Source organism: Maribellus sp. YY47, assembly GCF_023111095.1.
Taxonomy (GTDB): Bacteria; Bacteroidota; Bacteroidia; order Bacteroidales; family Prolixibacteraceae; genus Draconibacterium.
This window is the reverse complement of sequence record NZ_JALGYW010000005.1, coordinates 181,259-205,008: the sequence shown is the minus strand read 5'-3', so window position 1 is coordinate 205,008 and position 23,750 is coordinate 181,259. Positions and strand designations below refer to the sequence as shown.

General features: G+C 43.9%; 16 protein-coding genes. 11 read left to right on the top strand and 5 right to left on the bottom strand.

Annotation, left to right across the window (positions count from 1 at the left end; translation table 11 throughout):
- Positions 1 to 7: 7 nt before the first annotated feature.
- Positions 8 to 907 carry a hypothetical protein gene (locus MR764_RS05905; protein ID WP_247978480.1) on the bottom strand — a complete coding sequence of 300 codons (900 nt, stop codon included), beginning with the start codon at positions 905 to 907 and terminating at the stop codon, positions 8 to 10.
- Positions 908 to 1,088: 181 nt separating this feature from the next.
- On the opposite strand from MR764_RS05905, the gene MR764_RS05900 reads away from it, so the two are divergent.
- The gene (locus MR764_RS05900; RefSeq protein ID WP_247978479.1) at positions 1,089 to 3,416 is read left to right on the top strand and encodes a TonB-dependent receptor; all 2,328 of its coding nucleotides are present in this window, start codon (positions 1,089 to 1,091) and stop codon (positions 3,414 to 3,416) included.
- A 66-nt stretch (positions 3,417 to 3,482) separates the two neighbouring features.
- Here MR764_RS05900 and MR764_RS05895 read toward each other — a convergent pair whose 3' ends face one another.
- Complete coding sequence (locus tag MR764_RS05895; RefSeq protein ID WP_247978478.1) at positions 3,483 to 5,855, bottom strand: TonB-dependent receptor; 2,373 nt, start codon at positions 5,853 to 5,855, stop codon at positions 3,483 to 3,485.
- Between the two features lie 57 nt (positions 5,856 to 5,912).
- The gene (locus MR764_RS05890) at positions 5,913 to 6,272 is read right to left on the bottom strand and encodes a hypothetical protein (RefSeq protein ID WP_247978477.1); all 360 of its coding nucleotides are present in this window, start codon (positions 6,270 to 6,272) and stop codon (positions 5,913 to 5,915) included.
- Positions 6,273 to 6,356: 84 nt separating this feature from the next.
- Between MR764_RS05890 and MR764_RS05885 the strand changes: the two genes are divergently transcribed.
- Positions 6,357 to 6,740, top strand: a complete 384-nt coding sequence (locus tag MR764_RS05885; protein WP_247978476.1) for a DUF3859 domain-containing protein — start codon at positions 6,357 to 6,359, stop codon at positions 6,738 to 6,740.
- 5 nt (positions 6,741 to 6,745) lie between these two features.
- Here the strand turns inward: MR764_RS05885 and MR764_RS05880 are convergent, their stop codons facing one another.
- Complete coding sequence (locus tag MR764_RS05880) at positions 6,746 to 7,042, bottom strand: hypothetical protein (RefSeq protein WP_247978475.1); 297 nt, start codon at positions 7,040 to 7,042, stop codon at positions 6,746 to 6,748.
- 61 nt (positions 7,043 to 7,103) lie between these two features.
- Positions 7,104 to 9,038, bottom strand: coding sequence for an Ig-like domain-containing domain (locus tag MR764_RS05875; protein WP_247978474.1), 1,935 nt, complete (start codon positions 9,036 to 9,038; stop codon positions 7,104 to 7,106).
- 211 nt (positions 9,039 to 9,249) lie between these two features.
- On the opposite strand from MR764_RS05875, the gene rnr reads away from it, so the two are divergent.
- The 9 genes from rnr to MR764_RS05830 all read left to right on the top strand — a co-directional run bounded on the left by rnr (position 9,250) and on the right by MR764_RS05830 (position 23,714).
- Complete coding sequence (rnr, locus tag MR764_RS05870; RefSeq protein WP_247978473.1) at positions 9,250 to 11,436, top strand: ribonuclease R; 2,187 nt, start codon at positions 9,250 to 9,252, stop codon at positions 11,434 to 11,436.
- A gap of 130 nt (positions 11,437 to 11,566) precedes the next feature.
- Positions 11,567 to 12,169 (top strand): TetR/AcrR family transcriptional regulator, encoded by a 603-nt coding sequence (locus tag MR764_RS05865; protein WP_247978472.1) that lies wholly within the window; start codon positions 11,567 to 11,569, stop codon positions 12,167 to 12,169.
- A gap of 335 nt (positions 12,170 to 12,504) precedes the next feature.
- Positions 12,505 to 13,089: a hypothetical protein gene (locus tag MR764_RS05860; RefSeq protein ID WP_247978471.1), complete on the top strand. Its 585-nt coding sequence runs from the start codon at positions 12,505 to 12,507 to the stop codon at positions 13,087 to 13,089.
- 218 nt (positions 13,090 to 13,307) lie between these two features.
- On the top strand, positions 13,308 to 14,201 hold the full coding sequence (locus tag MR764_RS05855) for an ABC transporter ATP-binding protein (protein ID WP_247978470.1): 894 nt from the start codon (positions 13,308 to 13,310) through the stop codon (positions 14,199 to 14,201).
- A gap of 10 nt (positions 14,202 to 14,211) precedes the next feature.
- Complete coding sequence (locus MR764_RS05850) at positions 14,212 to 17,559, top strand: M1 family aminopeptidase (protein ID WP_247978469.1); 3,348 nt, start codon at positions 14,212 to 14,214, stop codon at positions 17,557 to 17,559.
- Positions 17,560 to 17,581: 22 nt separating this feature from the next.
- Positions 17,582 to 19,087 carry a TolC family protein gene (locus tag MR764_RS05845; protein WP_247978468.1) on the top strand — a complete coding sequence of 502 codons (1,506 nt, stop codon included), beginning with the start codon at positions 17,582 to 17,584 and terminating at the stop codon, positions 19,085 to 19,087.
- A gap of 21 nt (positions 19,088 to 19,108) precedes the next feature.
- Positions 19,109 to 20,167, top strand: a complete 1,059-nt coding sequence (locus tag MR764_RS05840; RefSeq protein WP_247978467.1) for an efflux RND transporter periplasmic adaptor subunit — start codon at positions 19,109 to 19,111, stop codon at positions 20,165 to 20,167.
- A 28-nt stretch (positions 20,168 to 20,195) separates the two neighbouring features.
- The gene (locus MR764_RS05835; RefSeq protein WP_247978466.1) at positions 20,196 to 23,294 is read left to right on the top strand and encodes an efflux RND transporter permease subunit; all 3,099 of its coding nucleotides are present in this window, start codon (positions 20,196 to 20,198) and stop codon (positions 23,292 to 23,294) included.
- Between the two features lie 30 nt (positions 23,295 to 23,324).
- Positions 23,325 to 23,714 carry a GxxExxY protein gene (locus MR764_RS05830; protein ID WP_247978465.1) on the top strand — a complete coding sequence of 130 codons (390 nt, stop codon included), beginning with the start codon at positions 23,325 to 23,327 and terminating at the stop codon, positions 23,712 to 23,714.
- Positions 23,715 to 23,750: the final 36 nt, after the last annotated feature.

Sequence of the window (23,750 nt, the reverse complement as noted above, 5' to 3'; positions counted from 1 at the left end):
AACGGATTTATTGGAGCGTAAAAGTTGTGTTGCCAATTTCGTTTCCATCGGCAAACAGATTCACGGTATAAGTGCCCTTCATCAGTTCGGGTTCGTTGGTATTGTCCCAGAAAATAGCCACCGGCAAATCTTTTCCTTCATACACCACTTCGCGCATGGCCGAATACTGAATCTTCAGGTCCTCAAACTGAAACAGGTCTTTTTCCGATTTGGTCATCAACAACTGATCGGGGCGCATGATACGGGCATACACATTTTTAGCGCCTCGTGGTGTGGCCTGGTTTTGTCCCAGTACAAAATAGATGCGTATTTTTTCCGTGCGCTTGGTAAACTTTGTCACTTTTGCCTTATCATTTATTGGTTCAGCAACCAATTCCCGGGCTTCAAGTTTTGCAGCAATTTTCAAGTTCTGCTGCAGTTGTTGTTTCTCCTGACTTAACTGCTGATTCTTTTGCTCTACCTGCATGTACTGTTGTTTTACTTCCAGGTTTTCGGCCATCAACTCCTCATTTCTTCTGTTCAGCGAATCAATTTGCACCACAAAATTTCGCATGATGCCTCTCAGTGTGGTTACCTGTTTTTGGTAATCGGCTATTTTTGAATAACTCACTTTTTTGGTCTGTTCCACTTCAAGCAAAAGATCCTTTACTTTTGCCTGAGCCACAAAAAGCTGTTCATTTAAGGTATCGTTCTCGGTGCTCATCGAATCGTAACTGGCAGCAATCTGTGTCAGTTGAAACTGAATGGAATCCTTTTCTGCTTTTATTTCCTTGACCACTGAATTATGTTCACGGCGTTGCATAAAAAACAAGCCGACAACCAACACCAAAACCACAGACAAAGCAATTACGATGATATTGTTTCTCAAATTCTTCTTTTGCTGACCGGTATTCATTTCGTTACTCATAGTTCGAAGTATAAATTGAAGTGGCAAATTTAGTAATCTTTTAAGCTAAGGCAAACAAAACAAAAACGATCAATTCAGAATTAAATTTTGAAGAAATTAATTATTTTATTTAGAATCTTTCTAGATAAATTACGTTATTGTACCCGAATGATACATTTACCAATCTTAAATGAATTACATCATGCGCAAACTTGCAACTGCATTAATCATACTACTTCTTTCCGTTAACTCAGTTATAGCACAGGAACACAACGATGTGGTAATCACGGGACATGTCGTTTCAAGCGGCGAACACATTCCCTTTGTAAATATATTTCTGGAAAACACACGCTTTGGAACCACCACCGATGTAACCGGACACTATATGTTGGTTGACCTGCCCGTAGGCGAATATACATTGGTGGCGAAAATGGTGGGGTATAAACAGAAGAAGCAAAAAGTTGTGCTAAAAGCCGGCGAAACACTGGAAGTTAAATTTGACCTGGAAGAGGATGTGATCCACATGGACGAAGTGGTGATCACCGGTACCAAAACATTTAAACGACAAACCGAAAGTGCCGTAATCGTGAATGTGCTGGATGCCAAAACCATTGAAAAAGTAGCTGCCCAAACCATTTCTGAATCGCTGAGTTTCCAGCCGGGCCTGCGTATGGAAACCGATTGCCAGACCTGTAACTACACTCAACTGCGAATGAACGGACTGGGAGGCGCCTACAGCCAGATACTGATTAACAGCCGGGCAGTATTTAGTCCGCTAACCGGGTTATACGGACTGGAACAACTCCCCACTGCTCTGGCTGATCGTATTGAAGTGGTTCGGGGCGGAGGATCGGCGCTATACGGCTCAAGTGCCATTGGCGGAACCGTCAACATTATTACCAAGCTTCCACAGCGAAACTCGTATGAGGTAACTTCCAATAACCAATTGATTTCGGGCGATGCATTGGATTACAATGTAAATGCAACCCTAACGGCTCTGTCACAAAAAAGAAATGCAGGAATGGCAATGTATGCCTTTCACCGGGACAGGGATGCCTACGACCATAACAATGATAATTTTTCGGAACTTCCACAAATCAGCAACAACTCTTTTGGGATTAATTCCTTCTTCAAAATAAACGAAGATGAAAAACTGGAGGCCAACTTTTCAAGCACCCACGAATACCGGTATGGAGGAGAAATGATTGACGGGCCGGCATTTATGGCGAAGCAATCGGAGGAGCGCACTCACGATATTATTATGGGCGGACTGGATTACGAAAACAACCTGAGCATGCGAACAAACCTGATTTTATACACAGCCGGTCAGTACACCAAACGCAAGCATTTTACCGGCATTGCCCCCGACGGCGACCAGGAACTTACCGATTACAACAACCAGCCTCCGTACGGCCATTCAAAAAATCACACTTTTCAGTTTGGAACGCAGCTAAACCATGCAATCAATGACTTTCTGGGTGCAGGAACCAACATTTTTACTTTCGGGGCCGAATATGTAACCGACGATGTTTACGACCAGATTGAAGCCTACAATTATCTCATCGATCAGAACACCCGTAATTTTGGAGCCTTTGTTCAAAGCGACTGGTCGCTCACCCGAAAAACAACACTGCTTGCGGGAGTTCGGGCAGATCAACACAATTATGTGGACAAGCTGATTATTAATCCGCGTGTGTCGTTACTGGTTAAACCTCATCAAAACACGCAGCTACGCTTATCATGGTCGACCGGATTCAGGGCGCCGCAGGCCTTTGACGCTGACATGCACATTGCTTTTGCCGGAGGAGGAATTCAGACCGTGGAGCTGGCCGATCAGCTTGAAGAAGAAAAATCGCAAAGCTGGAGTGCATCGCTAAATTGGGATCGCCCCACTGAAAAACATATTGTTGGTTTTACTTTGGAGGGATTTTATACGCAACTAAAAAATGCTTTTGTGTTAGAGGAACTCGGAAATGATTCAAACGGAAACTCGATTCTCGAAAAAAGAAACGGTGGGAATAGCCAGGTTTACGGAGCTACTTTCGAGGCTCGTGCCAACTTCGACCGGAAATTACAAATGGAAGCCGGTTTAACGCTTCAAAAAAGCATTTATGATGAGGCAGTCGCCTGGTCGGAAGAATTGCCGGGAGTAAAAGATTACCTGCGGACACCCGAAAGCTATGGTTATTATACTTTCAGCTGGACTCCGGCCCAGAAGATCAGCCTATCGTTATCGGGAGTTTACACAGGAAGCATGCTGGTTCCACACTACGGACTGGCAGGCGATCCGGGAACACCCGAGCAAGACCAGTTGTACAAGTCGGATTCATTTCTGGAGACGAACCTGAAAGCTGGCTATACTTTCGAGTTGAAACGCATCGATTCATCGATTCAACTTTTTGCCGGATTCAGCAACCTTTTTGACAACTACCAGGACAATTTCGACAGCGGCAAAAACAGGGACAGTGGTTTTGTTTACGGCCCGTCGAAACCCCGTACCTTCTACTTCGGAATTAAGCTATTCAATTAAAATAGAAGGGACCAGTTGTTGAACAACCGGTCCCTTCTGTATTCACTGTTCAGATGAAAGAAATTTCTAATACAAATTCCCGATTTTCAGACCAAAATATAGGGTGCGCGGCGTAAGTGGCCCGTACATATAACCCGGGTCGCGATCAACACCGCTATCAAAATCTTTTTGATAACTGTTGAAGATATTTTTCACTCCGGCATTAAGCTGAACACGGGCGTTATCGGCCACTTTAATATCGTAGCTGAATTTAATTCCCGCATCAAAAAACGAGGTACTTTCCCGCAATTCCCCTGCGTCAGGATCAGCAATCGAAGGCCCGAAATACGGAACCAGCATGGGGCCGGAGAAATTTCCCGTTGCTGCAATATTGAACACCGGAACAGGATTGTAATTCATACTCAAATACCCGTACGTGTTGGGAGTGCGAAAGAAGCGCTTTTCGTTAAACTCCTGCGGTGTTTCAAACTCACTCTTCTGAATAGTAAAACCGGATTGAAGCTGAAACTTCCCGGAAGGTGATGCATTCAATTCGATATTCACTCCCTGAACAGTAGCACCGTCTTCGGCATTCACCCTTGTATAAATTACGGTTCCGTCCTCATCAGGAACTCCGTATTCGTTGGCAAACGGATTATCAAGGTGTGTATAAAATCCTTCGAGCAGCAACTGGAATTGCCACTTCCCCACTTCTTCACTAAAATCGAGCGAAGCAGTGATACTGTTAGACGATTCCTGTTTCAAATCCGCCGCATTTTTATGAATTACTTTTCGGGAACCCGAGGTCTCGATGTGTAAATCTTCGTCAAAGATCTGCGGAGCACGGAATCCCCGGGCAAACCCGGTGCGAAACTGCAAATGGTGCGAGATATTATACAGCACACTCACGCGGGGGCTAAATACATTCCCCGAAATTTTGTCGCCATCACCCGTTTTTTCTGTTATCTGATAGTGATCGTATCGTAAACCCGTGCTAAAAACCACCTTATTGGTTTTCCATTCAGCCTGTAAAAATCCTGCATTAGTGGCTATTTTCTGATCTGCAACCAGCGTATTATCAAAATGCTCATCTATTTCCGGATCGTAATACCCGAGTTTCTGATCTTCCATCGAACTACCGGTCGATTCGATTCCGGCGGTTAAAGTGGCTGGTGCAAACATCAGGTAACCGATTTCACGGATGTACTGGGCGCCTGCCGAATAAGTTAAATCGTCGGTTTCTCCGTAGGCTGACAAATCCTGGTTGGCACCGTAATAAGAATCGCGGTGTACCCCCTGCAAAGAAAGAAAAGCGGAGAACTTGTCGTTTTCACGCAGAAGCTGATCGAAGTTCAAAGCTCCAGAATTAATACGGTGTGTCACACTTTCGGTAACATCGGATTCGTGCATCGGCAAATCGAAGCGGTTACCACCTCTTCTAAATTCATAAATATTAAAATAGTCGACCGTTAATTTGGCACGGTTGGCAATGCGTTGATACAATCTTCCGCCCAATGTGAGGTTTTTTATTTTGGCCAGTTCGGTGAAACCGTCACCGTTAGCATCAAAACCATCCCGTTTGCGATGAAAACCGAAAATGCTCATCCCGGTGCGGTAGTCATCGGTTACATACGAGCCATTGAGGTTTACGTTATAATCGGTAGCAGCTTCTCCATCCAGTCCAACGCCAACGGTACTGTTCGATAATGCGCCTTCAAAATTATTCGCCACCGGATCTTTGGTGATCAGGTTAATGGTTCCGGCAATGGCATTACTACCGTACATCGACGAACCACCTCCGCGAATCACTTCTACCCGCTCGATCATATTGGCAGGGATCAGTTCCAGCCCGTAAACTCCGGCAAGTCCGCTGAATACAGGCCTCGAGTTGATCAGAATCTGGGAATACGGTCCTTCCAGGCCATTCATCCGAACCTGTGTAAAACCACAGTTCTGACAGTTGTTTTCCATACGCAGCCCGGGCGAAAAGTTAAGCCCCTCACTGAGTGTAACACTTTGTACCCTGTCAAATAATTTCGGATTAATACTGCTTACTATGGTGGCTGTTTCTTTCCGGCTTTTTGCGTTCCTGTCGGCAGAAACCACCACCTGTTCCAATCCAATATTATCGGTCTCGAGTTGTACAAAAAGCGTTACACTTTTTTTCGATTCAAAAAGCATCTCTTTTTCGAAAGCTTTGTAGCCAATGGCCGAAACCAGAACGGTTTGTTTTCCAACGGGAATGTTGGTCATTTTAAAATGACCGGTTGCATCGGCGGCAGTTCCAACGGTGGTACCCTTAATGGTTATGGTGGCAAAGGGAATGTGGTCTTCGCCCGATTTTACTTCGCCAAACAACATGGCATCGGTATTCGGTTTTTTATCGTCGTCGAGTGTATATACAGCTTTCACCCCATGAAAGCTGAATAAAAGCACAAAAAGTGCCATTATATTCTTCATGATTAATAATGATCAGGTTAATAAATAATGTCGTAAAAAAGAAAGTGGAAAATGAAATTACGCGACCGGAGGTGCACGCGGATTGGATCTCTGATCCTGATCTGAAAGGATTAAATGTGCATCCTGAACGAAGTATTCGAAATGAATTTCAGGTAATTTTGCAAGGGAGCTTATGTATAACGGCACCTCAGCAACATCGAAATGAAGTGTGCTAAAAAAGCAAATTTCAGTTTTGGCGTGTCCGTGGTGATTGGCAGGCTCGTTTTCTCCGGAGTGTATGGGGTGCGAATGGGTGACCACCATTCCGTTGGCATAAAAGTGGGTGTGCTTATTTTGTATTGAAGTGTTGACGATAAACAGATATACCGGCAACATCAATGCAAACCACAACTTATTATGTCTTCTTATAAACTCCACAAAGCCTGATTAATAAGGCTGCTAAGGTATAATTTTAAATTAATCTAAATTAATAACTTTAATTACTTTTGCTTAAAATTAACGATGACAAAACGAAGACCAACTTTTAAACTGTATGCCTTTGGTGAATATTCGAAATGGGACCGTGAAAGCAGAGAAATTCCAAAAATCCTTGACTTCACTACTGAAATAAAGGCTTCGATCGGTACGGAATTCGGGTATGTTTTGCACATCAAAAACGGGAAGGGAGAAACCCTTCAATTCAGGATCGATCACCCTCCTTTTTTGGATGAAAGCGGACAAATTACTCCGCCCTTTACGGGGGAGCAATTTATTCGTACCAATGATTTTGAATTTTACCTGGGCGATTGCATATGGGAACCGCTCGCGGACAAATTGGGGAAATGGGAATTAAGCACCTGGTACGAAGGCAAAATGATAGCCAACAAGGTTTTTAACCTGAAATGATGATTTTAGCTGGCTACTTTCTTTACCTCTTCCGACAGTTTTTCCAACGCGGTATCAGTTGCTTTCAGCATATCCTGCACCAAACTTTTGTAGTATTCTTTTACTAATTTGGTATTATCTTTTCCATCGGGATGTATCGCTCTAAGCCTTAATTCGCGGTGCTTCTGAACAATTTCACCGGCAATTGCATACACTGCTTCTTCGTCAATCTTACTGTTGTATTCCAACACATAGAAACAATCACTTAATGCCAGCGACATAATCAGGTCGATGTCTTTTTTCAGATTCCTAACACTTGCCATGATAATTCATTAAAAGTTAATTAAACATACAAAATTAAACGATAAACGCTGAGATGACAGATTAAAAACCTCCTCCTCTCATAAGATTGCTACCGCCTCCGGTATTGAAGTTATTATTCTTCTTTTCGTTTTCTTTTTCTTTCCTGGCCTTCTCCTGTTCAGCTTTACGTTTTTGTTCTTCGGCTTCCTGGTCGATGATTTTCTTCACGAATTCAGGATTGGGAGTTACGTCCCAGATACGCTTCTCAGTCCAGTTCGACCGTAATTTGATAAGTTCCGGCAAATATGAAACCAATTCAGGTTGAATTTTGTCCTGGTAACTTCCGCCATCCCATTTACCGTTTCCGTTGGTATCGTATATAATCTTGATCTTGTATTTTTCAGGAGGTACCAAATCAAATTCTACTTCGCCATCTTTATCAAAAAATTTCTGTCGCAAAACCTCTTCTTCTTTGCTGTTTTTCAGAAGTTGGACGATCATTGGCCCGGGAACATTGCTAAAATCGAAAATAAACGAGCCATAGTAATCTTCCTCCCTTGTCTGGAAGCCTTTTTCCAGAGCCATACTCGACACGCCAAAAACATTCCAGCAGGCCGCTGAATCAATTCTCAGGGTATAGCTGGTCTGCGGTTCCCAATCGTACGAAATGTTGTAGGTTCTCCATGCCTTGGAATCTTTCTCAAATTTGATGTTCAGCGGAGTTTTAAGTGTATCCTCATTCAGGTACAATATAACCTGTGTACTATCAAACAAAGCTATTGGAGTAGGCGACTCAATCTTAATTATCCCGTCCAGCTCCATAGTGGGCCCCAGGCTTGTCGACCAGCTAAACTGAGGAATTCGTGCCGGACCTTCTTCTTCTTCGCCTTTTTTCTTTTTCTTTTTCGTATCCACTACCGGTTTCGAATATTGCATCAAAAGCGTATCGTGAAAAACATAAGGCTGAGCCATGGAATCGAGCATAAAATATGAAAGCTCCATATACAGCGAATCTTCTTTTGCCAGCGTGGTATCGGTTATCCAAAGCACGATGGAATCCATCTCCTGGTTGTATTCCATCAGGTACCAGTCGCTTACCTGATGATCAAGTAAACGGATATCAAACGTATCTTCCACCGACTCATTAAAAACAAATGAGCATTTGTATTCACTGGTCCTTTCCGATTTATCGATGTACTGTTCAAAAATGTCTTCCATAAAGTAACTCAGATAAATCGGCTCGGGAAAGAAATGCGTGTGTCCCATTATCAGCAATGAATCCACGGCATTTGCGATAGTATCCTTGTTTTCATGAAATTCTGCCCGCGGAACCACCACCTCGCTGTAAAAAGCAATTTCTTCGGCTCCTTCGTCATACAACATGTTATTATTCTGATCATTCAATGCAAAAACGTGATACGATCCCGGCGCGATGTTGTCGATCATGAACAATCCGTCCTCGTCGGTTTTGGCAATATAATCGGGTATCACTTTAAAAACCGCCGAATCGTGCAGGTTACTCTGCATCAACACCAGCCCTTTCTCGATCGGCTCAAGGTCAACCGCATTTACAACCCGGCCGGCAACACGCAAAGAATCGTACACCGGACCCGTACTAAACGAAAAGCGCAGGTTTTCCATCGGATTCTTTTCGTTGTTGTCCACAATCGAATTTTTGAAATCAAGCGAATACGTTGTACTGTCCTTCAATTCTTCATTGAACAGAATGATAAGTGTCTTCGATTTGGTTCTGATGATCGGCCGTTTTTTTAGGGGTGGAGAGATCACCAGCGATTCCGAGATCTCATCGGGCAAAATGTATTCGTCAAACGTAAAACGCACATCTTTCCCTTTAAAATTCAATGCCTTAAAATCCGGGTTGGTCTCCAGCAATACCGGAGGAATCGAATCTTTTGGCCCGCCGGCAGGCATCCCTATGTTGGCACACGACGAAATAACAACGACCCATGCGAGGCCGGCAATAATGATCAGTGGTATTTTTCCCTTCAGCTTCATCCGTTGAAATTGGCTACAAACATACAAATTCCTGCTCACTCTTGATGTTAAGCTTTATTAATTTCAACCAGAGTATTTTAACAAAATGTGTTAGAGGAAAGTCTAAAGCAGGCTCCTGAGAGATAAAAACTTTTTAGCAACTTCGCCTCCTGAAAATAGTGCGGGTCTAAGAATTATATTAACTTGGATTGGTGAAATTTTTGACAATACAATGGGCAAGAAAAAAAATAAACAGCGTTCCAAAACACGGAAATCGGTAACATTCAACAAGAAAAAATTAAAGAGCGCCATTCTCTCCGGCATGTATGAAGATCCGGGTAAAACAGTGAATTACCGACAGATATCAGGCTCTCTGGGCATTAATGATCCAGAAACACGAAAGCTCGTAAACATTGTTTTACAGGAACTGGCCGACGACGATTACCTCGATTTGATCGCTCGTGGGAAATACAAACTAAAAGCCCGCACGGGAACGGTATGCGGAATAGTGGAAATGCAACCACAGGGATTTGCCTACGTAGTCAGCGACGAACTGGATCGCCCGGTTATTGTATCGTCCCGCAATCTGAACCATGCCATGGAGGGCGACAAAGTACGGGTACACGTTTTTGCGCGGCGAAAAAAGCACGATTACGAAGGAGAGGTAAAAGAGATCGTGGAACGCGCCAAATCAGTGTTTGTAGGAACGGTTCAGGCTTCAAAGAATTATGCCTTCCTTACGCCTGCCGGCAAAGTAGGTTTTGATATTTTTATTCCGAAGGAAAAACTCAACGGCGCCAAAGACGGGCAAAAAGCCATTGCGGAAATCACCGACTGGCCTGCAAATGCACGAAATCCCTTTGGCGAGATCAAAGAAGTACTGGGCGACACCGGCGATAACGATGCCGAAATGCATGCGATACTGGCAGAATTTGAACTGCCGCATAAATTTCCGGAGAACGTGGATAGAGCTGCCGAAAAAATTCCGCTGGAAATTTCGGAAGATGAAATCAAAAACCGGCGCGACTTCCGCAAAACCACCACGTTTACCATCGACCCGATTGATGCCAAAGACTTTGATGACGCCCTTTCGTTAAAAAAACTAGACAACGGCAACTGGGAAGTCGGCATTCACATTGCCGATGTAACGCATTATGTACGCCCCAATACGATTATTGAAGACGAAGCCTGCAGCCGCGCCACTTCGGTGTATCTGGTTGATCGCGTGGTCCCGATGCTCCCCGAAAGGCTTTCGAACGGCGTATGTTCGCTCCGCCCCAACGAAGACAAACTTTGCTTTTCGGCTGTTTTTGAACTCAACGAAAATGCAGAAATCCGAAAACAGTGGTTTGGAAAAACCGTAATTCACTCCGACCGGCGTTTTACTTACGAAGAAGCACAGGAAGTGATCGAAACAGGTTCCGGCGACTTTTCGGAAGAATTGCTCAAACTCAACGAACTGGCCGTTAAACTTCGGGAGTCGCGTTTTAAATCAGGCTCCATTGCTTTTGATCGTGTCGAAATCAAATTTAACATCGATGAAAAAGGCAAACCACTGTCGGTGTACTTCAAAGAAGCAAAAGAGTCAAACAAACTGATCGAGGAATTTATGTTGCTGGCCAACAAAAGGGTTGCTGAATTTATTGGCGATGTTTCGGATAAAAACAAAGCCAAAACCTTTGTGTATCGTATTCACGACAAGCCCGATCCCGACAAACTGGTTTCGTTCAATACTTTTATCCAGCGTTTTGGTTATGGCATTCAGCTCACAACACCCAAAGCCATTGCTACCTCGCTGAATAATTTGCTGAATAAGGTGAAAGGAAGAAACGAACAGAATGTAGTTGAAACGCTGGCGATCCGGTCAATGGCCAAAGCCGAGTATTCAACCCGAAACATCGGACACTACGGATTATCGTTTGAATATTATACCCATTTCACCTCTCCTATTCGCCGCTATCCGGATATGATGGTGCACCGCCTGCTGGAGAAATACCTAGACGGCGGCCGTTCAGCCAACGAACAAAAATACGAGGATCTGTGCAAGCATTCCTCCGATATGGAATCGAGGGCAGCCAACGCCGAACGTTCTTCGATTAAATACAAACAGGTTGAATTTATGCAGGAACACGTCGGGAAAGTATATGCCGGAGTGATTTCGGGTGTCACCGACTGGGGAATTTATGTGGAACTGGAAAATAAAATTGAAGGGATGATCCCCGTTTCGGAACTGGACGACGACTTCTACATTTTTGACGAACGCAACTACATGCTGGTTGGGCGGCACACGCGAAAAACCTTCCAACTGGGCGAGTCGATTAATGTTAAAGTGTGGCGGACAAACCTGGAACGAAAACAGCTCGATTTTCGACTGGCAAGAAACGAAAAACCTGACACTTTCGAAATACCAACTCCGTAGAAATGAACAAGGTGAACACTTTGATGCAAATCATCCGCGTTGTCGTCTTTTCGATTTTAAAATTCTAAAAAGTTTTACAGGCAAAATAAATAACTATCTTTGCTGATATTTTTTCGTTAAATAAAAGGCAATGCACGATCTTGGTAAAAACGGGAACAAAAGGGATGCAAACCGCGAAAACATCCTGAAAATTGCTCGCGAAATCTTCAGTAAATACGGCTTTAAAAAAACTACCCTCGACGACATTGCAAATGCCGTGCGCAAAGGCAAAAGTTCGCTGTACTACTATTTTAACAGTAAGGAAGATTTATTCCAGGCTGTGATTATGAAAGAGGTGGAGATACTGGCGCATGAACTCGAAATTGTCATCAACCGAAACACCGATCCGGTAGACAAATTGCGCGATTACATCCTCACCAAGCTGGCAACTTTCAGGAACCTTGCCAATTTTTATCACGCCATCGAGAATGACATTACTGCTGTTGGCTTCATTGATGAAGTAAAGCTAAAGTACGAGCAGGATGAAATCAGAATGATCAAAAGAATTCTGATTGAAGGTGTACGTAAAAACGAGTTTGAAATTTACGATTTCAATTTGGCTGCCATCGGAATCACCACAGCCATTAAAGGCTTGGAGATGCCACTTACAGCAGGTCATTACGGAGATGTTAACCTCGAAAGAAGTGTTGATATCATCCTGAAGATTATCTGTTACGGCATCATGAAAAGGTAAAACCGTTTACTGACTACCAGACGGTTCCATCTTACATTTTTCATCTTTCATTCGAACAAAAACGCTTATTTGTCCGGTGTAATTTATATGCCCCATTCCATCCGGAAGAAATCTTCTTGCGCTTACCTTTTATTTTTTGAACTTTTAACCCTCAAAAGTGTCTTTCCCCGCTGAAAAAGCATTCCAAATCCCTAAAAATGAAGACCAATAACGTTCGTTGTCTCTGCCCTGCTGTCTGACTTTGTTCTACTGTCGTTCGCCGAAATTAATTACACGACAGCCCTTTATGCCTTAATTTTAACAAGCCATAAATAAACAATTAAAGAAAGCAAGTCATGAAAACGAAAAGCTGGGTACTTTTTACCCTTACACTTTTTATTGCAGCAATAGGAAGTGCCACAGATTTCCCTAAAATGAATGTTGTTCAGGTGGAGAAAGACAAAGCCATGCTGGCCTATAGTGCTTCTACTGCCACTCCGCTGGAGATTACACTGACCAATTCCGACGGTGAGATCCTGTATTTTAACTGCACCAACGAACGATACAGGGAATACAAAAAACTGTTTGATTTTTCAAAAATAGGCGATGGTGATTATTGCCTGTCGGTGAATTTCGGAAACCAAAGTGTCAGCCGCAGTTTGAGTATCAACCACAATAAAATGGAGGTAGGGCCTCCGCAAAAATGTTACGTACCTTGTTTTAATCTTAACGGCAATCAACTCGACATTTCGTTTTTGAACACCGGCATGAAACAAGTGTATGTAAACATATACCACAATGGAGAACACATCGAGGAGGCCAAACTCGGAAGAGATCTTGCCATTCAGAAGCGACTGGATTTGAAAAGACTGAGACCCGGAGAATACTTGGTGGTAGTAAGTGAACGTTTTAAAGACCATACGTTTATTGCAAAACTCTAATAGCTTTTGTTGTTACAGGAAACAAGGGGGTATCAATGCAATTTTTGATACTCCTTTTTTTATTGCAGAAACTAAAGACACAAAAATCTTGCTTTTTAAAGAAAATGGAAACCAATTGAATGTAATTTAAGTCAGCTTTCCTTACTAACCTAATTAAACGATTGTAAGCTTCTTCAGTCAAAGTCGAAGTTATTGTTTCACTAACCATAGATTGTGCTGTGCATATACGAATCGAAAATCTAAACAAGATCTACAAAGGTGGCAGCTATGCCATTAAAAATCTGAACCTTGAGATCCCCAACGGAATGTTTGGGTTATTGGGGCCAAACGGAGCCGGAAAATCAACCCTGATGCGGATATTGGTCACTTTAATGAAGCCCACCAGTGGTAAAGTATATTTTAACGACTTTGAACTGTCGAAAAACAGAAGAGAAATACGGTCCATGTTAGGATATCTTCCCCAGGACTTTAGTTTTTTCTCGAAGTTGAAAACCTACGAATTCCTGGATTATACAGCCCGGCTGGCAGGAATGAAAAACGGAACAGTTCGCCGGGCGGCGGTAGATCAAATGCTGGAGGAAGTGGGGCTTTTTGAGGCACGCGACCGGAATGCCAACAAGCTTTCAGGTGGTATGAAACGAAGATTGGGTATTGCCCAGGCACTCATCAACGATCCCAAAATAATCATTGTTGATGAACCTACTACAGGTCTCGACCCCGAAGAACGTATCCGTTTCCGGAACCTGCTCTCCACCCTCAGTACCCGCGATGTAATTATCATCCTCTCGACACATATTGTGGGTGACATCTCAAGTACCTGCGACAACATGGCGCTTTTAAACAAAGGGAAACTGGCCTTTACCGGATCTCCCGAACAGCTGATCAGAGAAGCCGAAGGCAACGTTTGGCAAATTGAAGCCACCGAGCACGAGTACCTCGAAATCAACGAAAAATACCCGGTCATTTCTACCATTCCTATCGACGGAGGCTGGGAAGTGCAGGTGGTAGCCAGCGACATTAACGGCTACCAGGGGAAACAAATTGCTCCCAACCTTGAGCACGCTTATGTCCATTTTATGGAAAACAAATTGAATCAGTGGTCCAACGCCTAAAACTATAAAGATGATATCGTTTCACAATATTTTTTCCATCGCGAAATACGAACGTAAAACACTGTTCCGCAGTTGGTTTTTCCGCATTTTCAGCGTTCTGTCGCTCCTCGTTTTATTCGGGATGAACTTTGGAATGGTTATCCAGGGAGGAGGACAAGAGGGTTGGGCCATCCGTGCCATCCCCAGCGCCATCCCCTATTTTAACTTACTAATCTTAAACGTAGCGCAAGCCATAATTGCGGTTTTCCTCGCATCAGATTTCCTGAAACGCGACAAGAAACTGGACACTACCGAGGTAATCTACATGCGCTCGATGACCAACGGCGAGTACGTCATCGGAAAAACCCTGGGGAACATGCAGGTTTTCCTAACCCTGAACATTGCTGTGGTTATCCTGGCACTGGTATTTAACATGCTTTCTGAAGGAACTATAGTTGACTGGGCGCTGTATGGAATTTACCTGATACTGATCAGTATTCCAACCCTGGTTTTCATCATGGGGCTTTCGTTCCTGTTAATGAGCCTTGTCCGAAACCAGGCCATAACTTTTGTTCTTGTATTGGGCTACATCGGAATAACCCTGTTCCTGATCCAGGCAAAATTTTACTACATCTTCGATTACATGGCTTTCAACATTCCGATGTTAAGCTCCGATGTGGTTGGTTTTGGAAACCTGGCGGTGATACTCGTTCATCGCGGTATTTACTTTGGACTTGGTACCGGATTTATTTTTCTGACCATCTTCCTGTTGAAACGACTCCCGCAATCCGAAGGAATGACCTGGTTCTCATTGGTTTTCAGCTTCATCTTTATAGGCGGAGCCGGCTACCTGGCATTTAATCATATCCACTACTTCAAAAATGCTGAGAAAATCAGGGCTGAAATTGTTGAACTCAACAACAAATATGTGGGCGAACCCGCGGTTTCAATCGTTGCAAACGAACTGAATGTTGACCATAAAGGAAAAACCATAGATGTTACATCGAATCTTGTGGTCACCAACCACACCAAAGTACCGATGAACAAACTGATTTTTAGCCTGAATGGCGGACTAAAAATTGATGATCTGAAACTGAACGGAGCTGCAACCCAGTTCCTCCGCGACAAACAGTTGGTCATTATTTCTGACAACGTGAACCTGCAACCCGGCGACACTGCCGATGTTGAATTTGCTTATTCGGGATCGATCGATGAAACCTACTGCTACCTTGACATTGAAGAAGAAACCCGATTGGAAAAATACGGCAAATTTGTGTTGAATGTCGACAAACGCTATGCTTTCATAGAGCCCAATTATGTTTTGCTGACCAAAGAAGCCAACTGGTATCCCAAAGCCGGGACAACCTACAGTTCGAAGGATGTTAGCTGGCACCAGCCGCAATTTACGCGCTTCGAGATGAAAGTAAAAACCAATCCGGGGCTACAAGCCATTTCTCAGGGTGTGATTAACGAGGTTTCGGCTGGTGAATTCAACTTTGAAAACGAAAATCCGCTGACACAGGTATCGCTGACGATTGGGAATTACAAGCAAATGAAAATGGAAGGAAAAGACGTGGAGTTTGGTGTCTGGTATTTTGACGGACACGATTATTTCTCCAGTGAATTTCCCGAATCAAAAGATACCTTGCAGGCCATTATCAACGAACGCTTCGACGACTTTGTCCGTACTTACAACATGGAATTCAGCGCCAAACGCTTGTCGATTGTTGAGGTTCCTGCTCAGTTTAAAACTTACGAACGCATGTGGACATCGATCCAGGAAGCCGTTCAACCCGAGCAAGTTTACATTCCGGAAAAAGGATACATGCTACGTGATGCCGATTTCAAAAAACAAAAAGAAAACATCGGACGCTGGGGTGGCCCGGGTGGCAGAGGTAACGACATGACTGATCAGGATAAGGAACTCCGGGTACTGGAAGGATTTCTTCGGAAGTTTACTTCAGAAACCGAGGAAAACAGAAATTTCAGCAGGGGGCAAATGACCATGGAACAATTTGGAAATCCCTATTTTATTTTCCCGATGCTTTACAACTTTCAGAACAATATCCAATCAGACCGGTGGCCAATCACCAACCGTGTTTTTGAAGCCTATCTTAAAAGTCAGTCGCTGGATATGCGTTCCGTTTTTATGGGCAACATGAATGGCGAGAGCGAGGATGTGCTGGCAAACATTGCGCTTCAGGATGAAACCTTTGAGCAAATTCTGGCTGATCCTGATCAGAAAGACCTTGTTGACAACGTTATTAAGCTAAAAGGTGATGTTCTTTTTTCGATGATTCAATCGAAAGCAGGGCAAACCGAATTTGAGGATTTTCTACGCAAAATGCTGGCTGACAACAAATTCAAGAATATCGCATTTGAAGACTTTGACCGACAGATCAACGAGGCTTTTAATATTCAGCTGGTACCGATTATGGATGACTGGTTCAAGGCCAAAACACTACCCGGATACTTAATTGAACCTGTAAAAGCTGTAAAAGTGAAAAGTGGCGAAGCCATGCAGGCAATGATTAGCACAAAAATTACCAATTTCTCGGATACCGAAGGGATGGTGAAATTATCTTTCCGCATGGGCGGTGGCGGCGGTGGATTTGGTCCGCGCGGCGGTGGTGGTAACGACGATGTTATCAACAAGCTGGTCTTCCTGGAACCTCATCAAACCAAGGAGTTGAGTTATCTTTTTGACGGTGACCCAAGGATGGTGATCATAAACACCATGACATCGAAAAACATTCCGCAAACGATGATGAACTTCTTCCGCGAAATTGAAGAGGATCCGAAGGCGCGCCCCGAAGAGAAAGAAGTGGTTACTGATGTGCCGGTTCAGTTGAAACAGCCCAACGAAATTGTGGTCGATAACGAAGATCCGCAATTCAGCATTACCACCAATCACCACGTTAGCTTACTCGAAAAAATGATTGTAAAAGAAGAAGAGCAGACACGTAAGTACCAGGGAATAAACTGGTGGCGACCGGCGACCAGCTGGACGGCTACTACCAGCGACGAATTCTACGGCGAATATGTTCGTTCAGGCTATTATATCAAAGGCGGAGAAGGCGACCAGGTGGCCACATGGAACGTTCCGGTGGAGAAAGCAGGTTACTACGACGTATATTTTCACCTGTACAAAATGCGCAGGCGTGGCCGCGATGGCGGAGAAGAAAAAGGAAATTACAATTTTATCATTCACGGAGATGATGGCCCCGAAGAAGCTGCACTTGATGTTCAGAATGCAGAATCGGGCTGGAACCATCTGGGATCGTACTACTTCTCTCCCGATACAGCGAAAATCGAATTAACCAACAAAACACAACTCAGAACAATATTTGCCGATGCGGTAAAAATCGTTGAACTGTAAATCAATTAAATCAAACATAGAGATGAAAAAGACAAAAGCTAAACAATTTCAGAAAATCATTCTTCTGGTGGCTTTTCTGGCAACGGGCGTTTTTTACGCTCAGGCACAGGAAGCACTTACTTTGGCAAAAGCCTTGAGCATTGCCGAAACCGGGAGCCCCGATCTGCAGCTTTCACTGCTGAATCTGAAGCGTTACCAGAAGAGCCTGGAAGCCCAGCGGGCAGCGCTAAAATCAAGATTTTCGCTCGAAGTTAACCCGGTAACCTACAGCAAACAGCGCCGGTTCGACAACCGCTTCTCGGAATGGTACACCAACGAGAATTTTGAATCAAATACTTTATTTACGATTTCTCAACCCATACTTCCTACCGACGGAACCATTTCGCTTACCAACGAATTCGGCTGGTCGAGCAGTAAATCAACCTTGTCATCCGACGAAAACAAAAGTGAGGTATTTTTTAACAACCTCTACCTCAACTTAAACCAGCCCCTTTTTACGTATAACCGGTTGAAACTCGAACTTAAACAGCTGGAGTTAAACCTGGAAAATGCCAACATCAGTTATGCCATTCAGCGTTTGAACCTGGAGAAAAACGTTACCCAGTATTTCTACAACGTATACATGGCCCAGATGAACCTGAGTATTGCCAAGGAAGAACTTGCCAATACTCAAAAAAGTTACGACATCATCGTTAACAAAGTAAATGCAGGATTGGCCGCAAAAGAAGAACAATACCAGGCAGAGCTGAACCTTTCTACCGCCAAATCAACGGTTCAGAACGATGAAGTAAACTTTGAAAATGCCAAAGATCAGTTAAAACTTTACCTGGGTATGGACTTGTTTCAGGACATTATGATCCTGGCCGACATTAGCGCCAATCCGGTGAAAATAGATCTCGATCTGGCGATTGATAACGGGCTGAAATCGAGAATGGAACTTCGCCAACGTGAAATCGACGTGGAAAACAGTCAATTTAGCCTGATTGAAACCAAAGCATTAAACGAATTCAAAGGTGAAATGAACCTGCGTTTCGGGATCACAGGCGACAACCGCGACCTGGGCAATATCTACCAAAACCCGACCAAGAGTCCTTCGGTAGGTGTTAGTTTTAATATTCCAATCTTCGACTGGGGCGAAAAGAAAGCCCGTATTGCTGCAGCCGAAGCATCGATTCAGTCGCAGGAATTAAACTTGTCGGAACAGAAAAAACAGATCGTAGTGGATATTCGCCAGGTGTACCGTAACCTGCAAAACCAGTTAACCCAAATCGACATTGCCAAACAAAACGAACGCAATGCGCAGTTAACCTACGAAATTAATCTGGAACGTTACGAAAACGGCGATCTCACCGGTATGGATCTTAACCTTTACCAGACCCAGTTGTCGGAAAAGAAAATCTCCTACAGCCAGGCGCTTATCAATTACAAAATTGAACTGCTGAATCTGAAAATTCAATCGTTGTACGATTTCGAAAAAGGAGAACAGATTTTACCCGGTGAACTTTACCTCACACAAGACAAAAAATAACCAACGAAAAAACTTAAAAAAATGAAGAACATAAAATTACTTTACCTGGCTGTCATCGTTGCAAGCGCCATCTCGTGTAACAACCGACCTGCATCAGAGAGCAGCGACCTTGCTGTTCCGGTTTCAGTCGAGACCATCAAACTCAAAAGCATTCAGCAATTTATAACCACCACCGGTACTGCCAAGGCAAAATCGGAAACCGAACTTACTTCAGAAATTGTAGGCGACTACCAGTTACAGGTAAATCCGAAAACCGGTCGTAAATTCAAATTAGGCGACCGCGTTGAGAAAGGTCAGGCAATTATTAAGTTTACCAACGAAGAGTACCTGAACGGACTATCGCTCGAATCGAAAAAACTCAACCTCGAAATTTCTCAACAGGAATACGATAAACAAAAATCGCTTTACGAAAAAGGAGGTGTTACCTTGCGTGAACTGCGTAACTCCGAAGTGTCATCAATCGAAGCACAAAACAGTTATGAAAATGCCCAGATTCAACTGGCCAAAATGCAAATTGTTGCTCCTTTTTCAGGAGTAATCGTCGATCTTCCTTATTACACAGAAGGCGTGCGCGTTTCGTCGGGACAATCGATGGTGAAACTGATGAGCTACGACCAGATGTATGTGGAAATCAACCTCCCTGAAAAAAACATCCCGGATGTCCTGGTGGGGCAAAATGTGCTGATCACCAGCTACACCTTAACCGAAGATACGTTGAAGGGACACGTAAGCGAACTATCACCGGCAATTAGCGACGAGACCCGTACCTTCGCCGGAAAACTCCAGATCGACAATCCGGAGCTGAAACTTCGCCCGGGAATGTTTATCAAAGCCAACATCATTACTGCTCAAAAAGACAGTGTTGTAGTCATTCCGAAAGATATTATCATGTCAGGTTCGCGCGGGAAATATGTGTTTGTTGTCGGACGCAACAGTTCTGCCGACGATCGCCGCATTACCACCGGAATCTCGAACCAGGATGAAATTGAAATCGTGGAAGGACTGGCTCCCAATGATCGTTTAATCATCAAAGGATTTGAAACCCTTCGCGACAATTCGAAAGTAAAAGTGATTCTTTAACAGCCGGTAATTATAGAGGAACAGAATTATGAAGAAATTAACTCAATTTTCTGTCAACTATCCGGTTACTGTGCTGATGGTAGTTTTGGGAGTTGTTCTCCTGGGCTATATTTCGTACGATAAACTGGGGGTTGACCTTTTCCCGGACCTGAATTCTCCCCGCATTTTTGTGGAAGTGACTTCGGGTGAACGGCCGCCCGAAGAAATGGAAAAACAGTTTGTGGAGAACATCGAAGCGCTGGCCATCCGCCAGTCAGATGTTATCCAGGTAACTTCCGTTTCGCGAGTGGGTTCGGCCCAGATTACCGTGGAATATGCCTGGAACAAAGACATGGACGAGGCTTTCCTCGACCTGCAAAAAGCCCTCAATACGCTCACTCAGAATTCGGAAATAGATGAGCTGAAAATTACCCAGCACGATCCGAATACAACTCCGGTAATGCTCATCGGACTAACACACACCGAGATCTCCGACATGAATGAGATACGGAAGGTGGCCGAAAACTATATTCGTAACGAACTGGTTCGTTTGGAAGGGGTTGCCGAAGTTGAACTATCCGGACAGGAAGAAAGCGAAGTGATCATCGAAACCGATGTTTACCGTCTGGAAGCACAAAATCTTTCGATGGATGAAGTTGCAAACCGTATTGAAAACTTCAACCGAAACGTATCGGGTGGACGTATCACCGACATGGGAACACAATACATCGTAAAAGGTGTTTCAATGTTGCAATCGATCGAAGATTTTGAAAACCTGATCGTGGGATACAAAACAGTTTTTAGCACCACTTCAGGGCAAAACCGCTCAAGCAACGAAATGGCCCCTGTTTTTCTGAAAGATGTGGCCAAAATTTATGTGGGAAATAAACAACCCACCAACATTGTGCACATCAACGGAGAACGTTGTGTGGGTTTATCCATCTACAAAGAAACAAAATACAACACCGTAAAATCGGTGGAGCAAATCAATGAAGCGTTGGTTTCCATCGAAAAAGCGCTACCCGGATATAAACTTACGGTTGTGTCGAACCAGGGCCGTTTTATCAGCAGCGCCATTGGCGAAGTACAGGAAACCGCACTTATCGGTATTCTGCTGGCGGTGTTCATCCTTTTCCTTTTCCTGAGAAGAGTCGGAACAACCTTAATCGTAAGTGTGGCGATTCCAATATCGATTATCGCTACATTCAACCTGATGTACTTCAACCACCTCACCATCAACATTATGACTTTGGGAGGACTTGCATTGGGTGCAGGTATGCTCGTGGATAATGCCATTGTGGTGATGGAGAATATATTCCGAAACCACGAAAACGGAATGAGCGTGCGCGAAGCCGCCATAGAAGGAACTGCACAGGTGGGTGGTGCGATAACAGCATCAACCTTAACCACTATTATTGTGTTCCTGCCCATCGTTTATTTGCACGGTGCATCGGGCGAATTGTTCAAAGATCAGGCCTGGACAGTTGCATTCTCGCTGGTTTCTTCGCTTGTGGTGGCCATCTTCCTGATTCCGATGATGTATCATCGGTTTTACCGGAACAAAAAAGCTCCGCTTAAAGCCAAATCACTTAAGATGGGTGGTTATGCCCTCTTTTTAGGAAAAGCTTTAAAAGCCAAATGGCTGATCATTATTCTCACCACTGCCTCAATCGCAGCATCGGCTTTACTGATTCCATTTATTGGAACCGAATTTATGCCCAAAACGGAAACCCGCGAACTAACCGTTGAACTGAAGTTACAGGAAGGTACAAAACTGGAACGTACGGAAGCGACGGTTAAAAATATCGAAAACATTCTGATCGACTATCTTGGTGACAATCTAGCCACTATCTATTCGCAAGCCGGCCCGTCAACAGGAATTACCGGCGATGCAAATGCAGTTTTCCAGGGAGAGAATACGGCAGAAATGAAAATTATTCTGAAAGAGGATGCCTCCATAAATACCGAAAGTATTGTAGAAACACTGGATAATCTCACCGCCAATATTGAAGGGCTGGAACTTAGCTTCACACAGGAAGAAACGGCGCTTCAATCCATCCTGGGAACAGAGGATGCTCCCGTTGTAGTGGAAGTTCGCGGTGAAGAAATGGATGAAATTGAAAACGTTGTTAACCAGGTTAAAGAAAAAATGCTGGCGATCAACGGTTTGTTCAACATCAAAACTTCGATCGAAGACGGTGCTCCTGAAGTAGAAATCAAGGTGGACAGGATGCGTGCCGGAATGTACGGCATCAACATCGCCACGGTGATCAGCCAGATTCAGGAACAGCTGGAAGGGAAGGAAGCAGGAGAACTGGAACGAAACGGTGAAATGCAGGACATTACCATCAAAGTTCCGGAAAAAGGCATCGAAGAAATCAATTCATTCCTTATCACTTCGGGCGACCAGGTTTTCCGCTTAAATGAGATTGCCGATATCTCTTACGGAGTTTCACCCAAAGAGATTATCCGCAGAAACCAGAACCGCCTTGGAAAAGTAACGGCGCAGATGGACAAAGGCCTAGCACTGGACCATGTTTCGAAAGAAATTCGTGAAGCCACTGCCAACATCGATCTTCAGCCTGACTACCGCATCCTGGTAACCGGAGAGGAAGAAAAAAGACAGGAATCGCTTGATAACCTTGCGTTTGCACTGTTGTTGTCAATTATTTTGGTTTACATGGTGCTGGCTTCTCAATTCGAGTCGCTGATCCATCCGTTTACCATTCTGTTAACCATACCGTTGGCCGTTGTTGGAACGATCCTCATCTTTTTTATACTCGGAAAAACGATCAACATCATGGCCATTATTGGAGTGATCATGCTGGTAGGTATAGCGGTGAACGACTCGATCATCCTGGTCGACCGGATCAACCAGCTGCGAAAAGACGGAATGGACCGCACGCAGGCAATTCTTCAGGCCGGACAACAACGTATCCGCCCGATCATCATGACCAGTTTGACAACTATCCTCGCTTTGCTTCCGCTTACGGTAGGTTTTGGGGAAAGTGCTTCGTTACGCTCTCCGATGGCGCTGGCAGTTGTGGGAGGTTTGGTTACATCAACTCTGTTGACACTGGTGGTGATCCCTTGCGTGTACGATGTGCTCGACCGGGTGAGAGAGTTGTTTGTAAAGACCGAAGATTAAAACAGAACGCTGAAAACGCAGATTGTAAAGATGACCACAGATTACAAATATTCTGATTTAACTGAAAAGATCATAAAGTGCTTTTACAAAGTATACAATGCTTTGGGCTATGGTTTTCTGGAAAAAGTTTATCAGAATGCACTCTTGATCGAACTGCACAATTCCGGGTTATCTGTTGAATCGCAGAAACAAATCAAGGTGTTTTATAATGAATCGGTGGTTGGCGAATATTATGCGGATATAGTTGCAAACAACTGTGTGATCCTTGAGCTTAAAGCTGCCGAGGCGGTAGTGGAAGAACATGAATTCCAGCTCATAAACTATTTAAAAGCAACTGAAACTGAGGTAGGATTACTTTTGAATTTTGGGAAGGTCCCTGAAATCAGGAGAAAAGTATTTACAAATCCAAATCAGCGATAATCAAGAAAATCGCCGTCATCAGCGTTCCAAAACGAG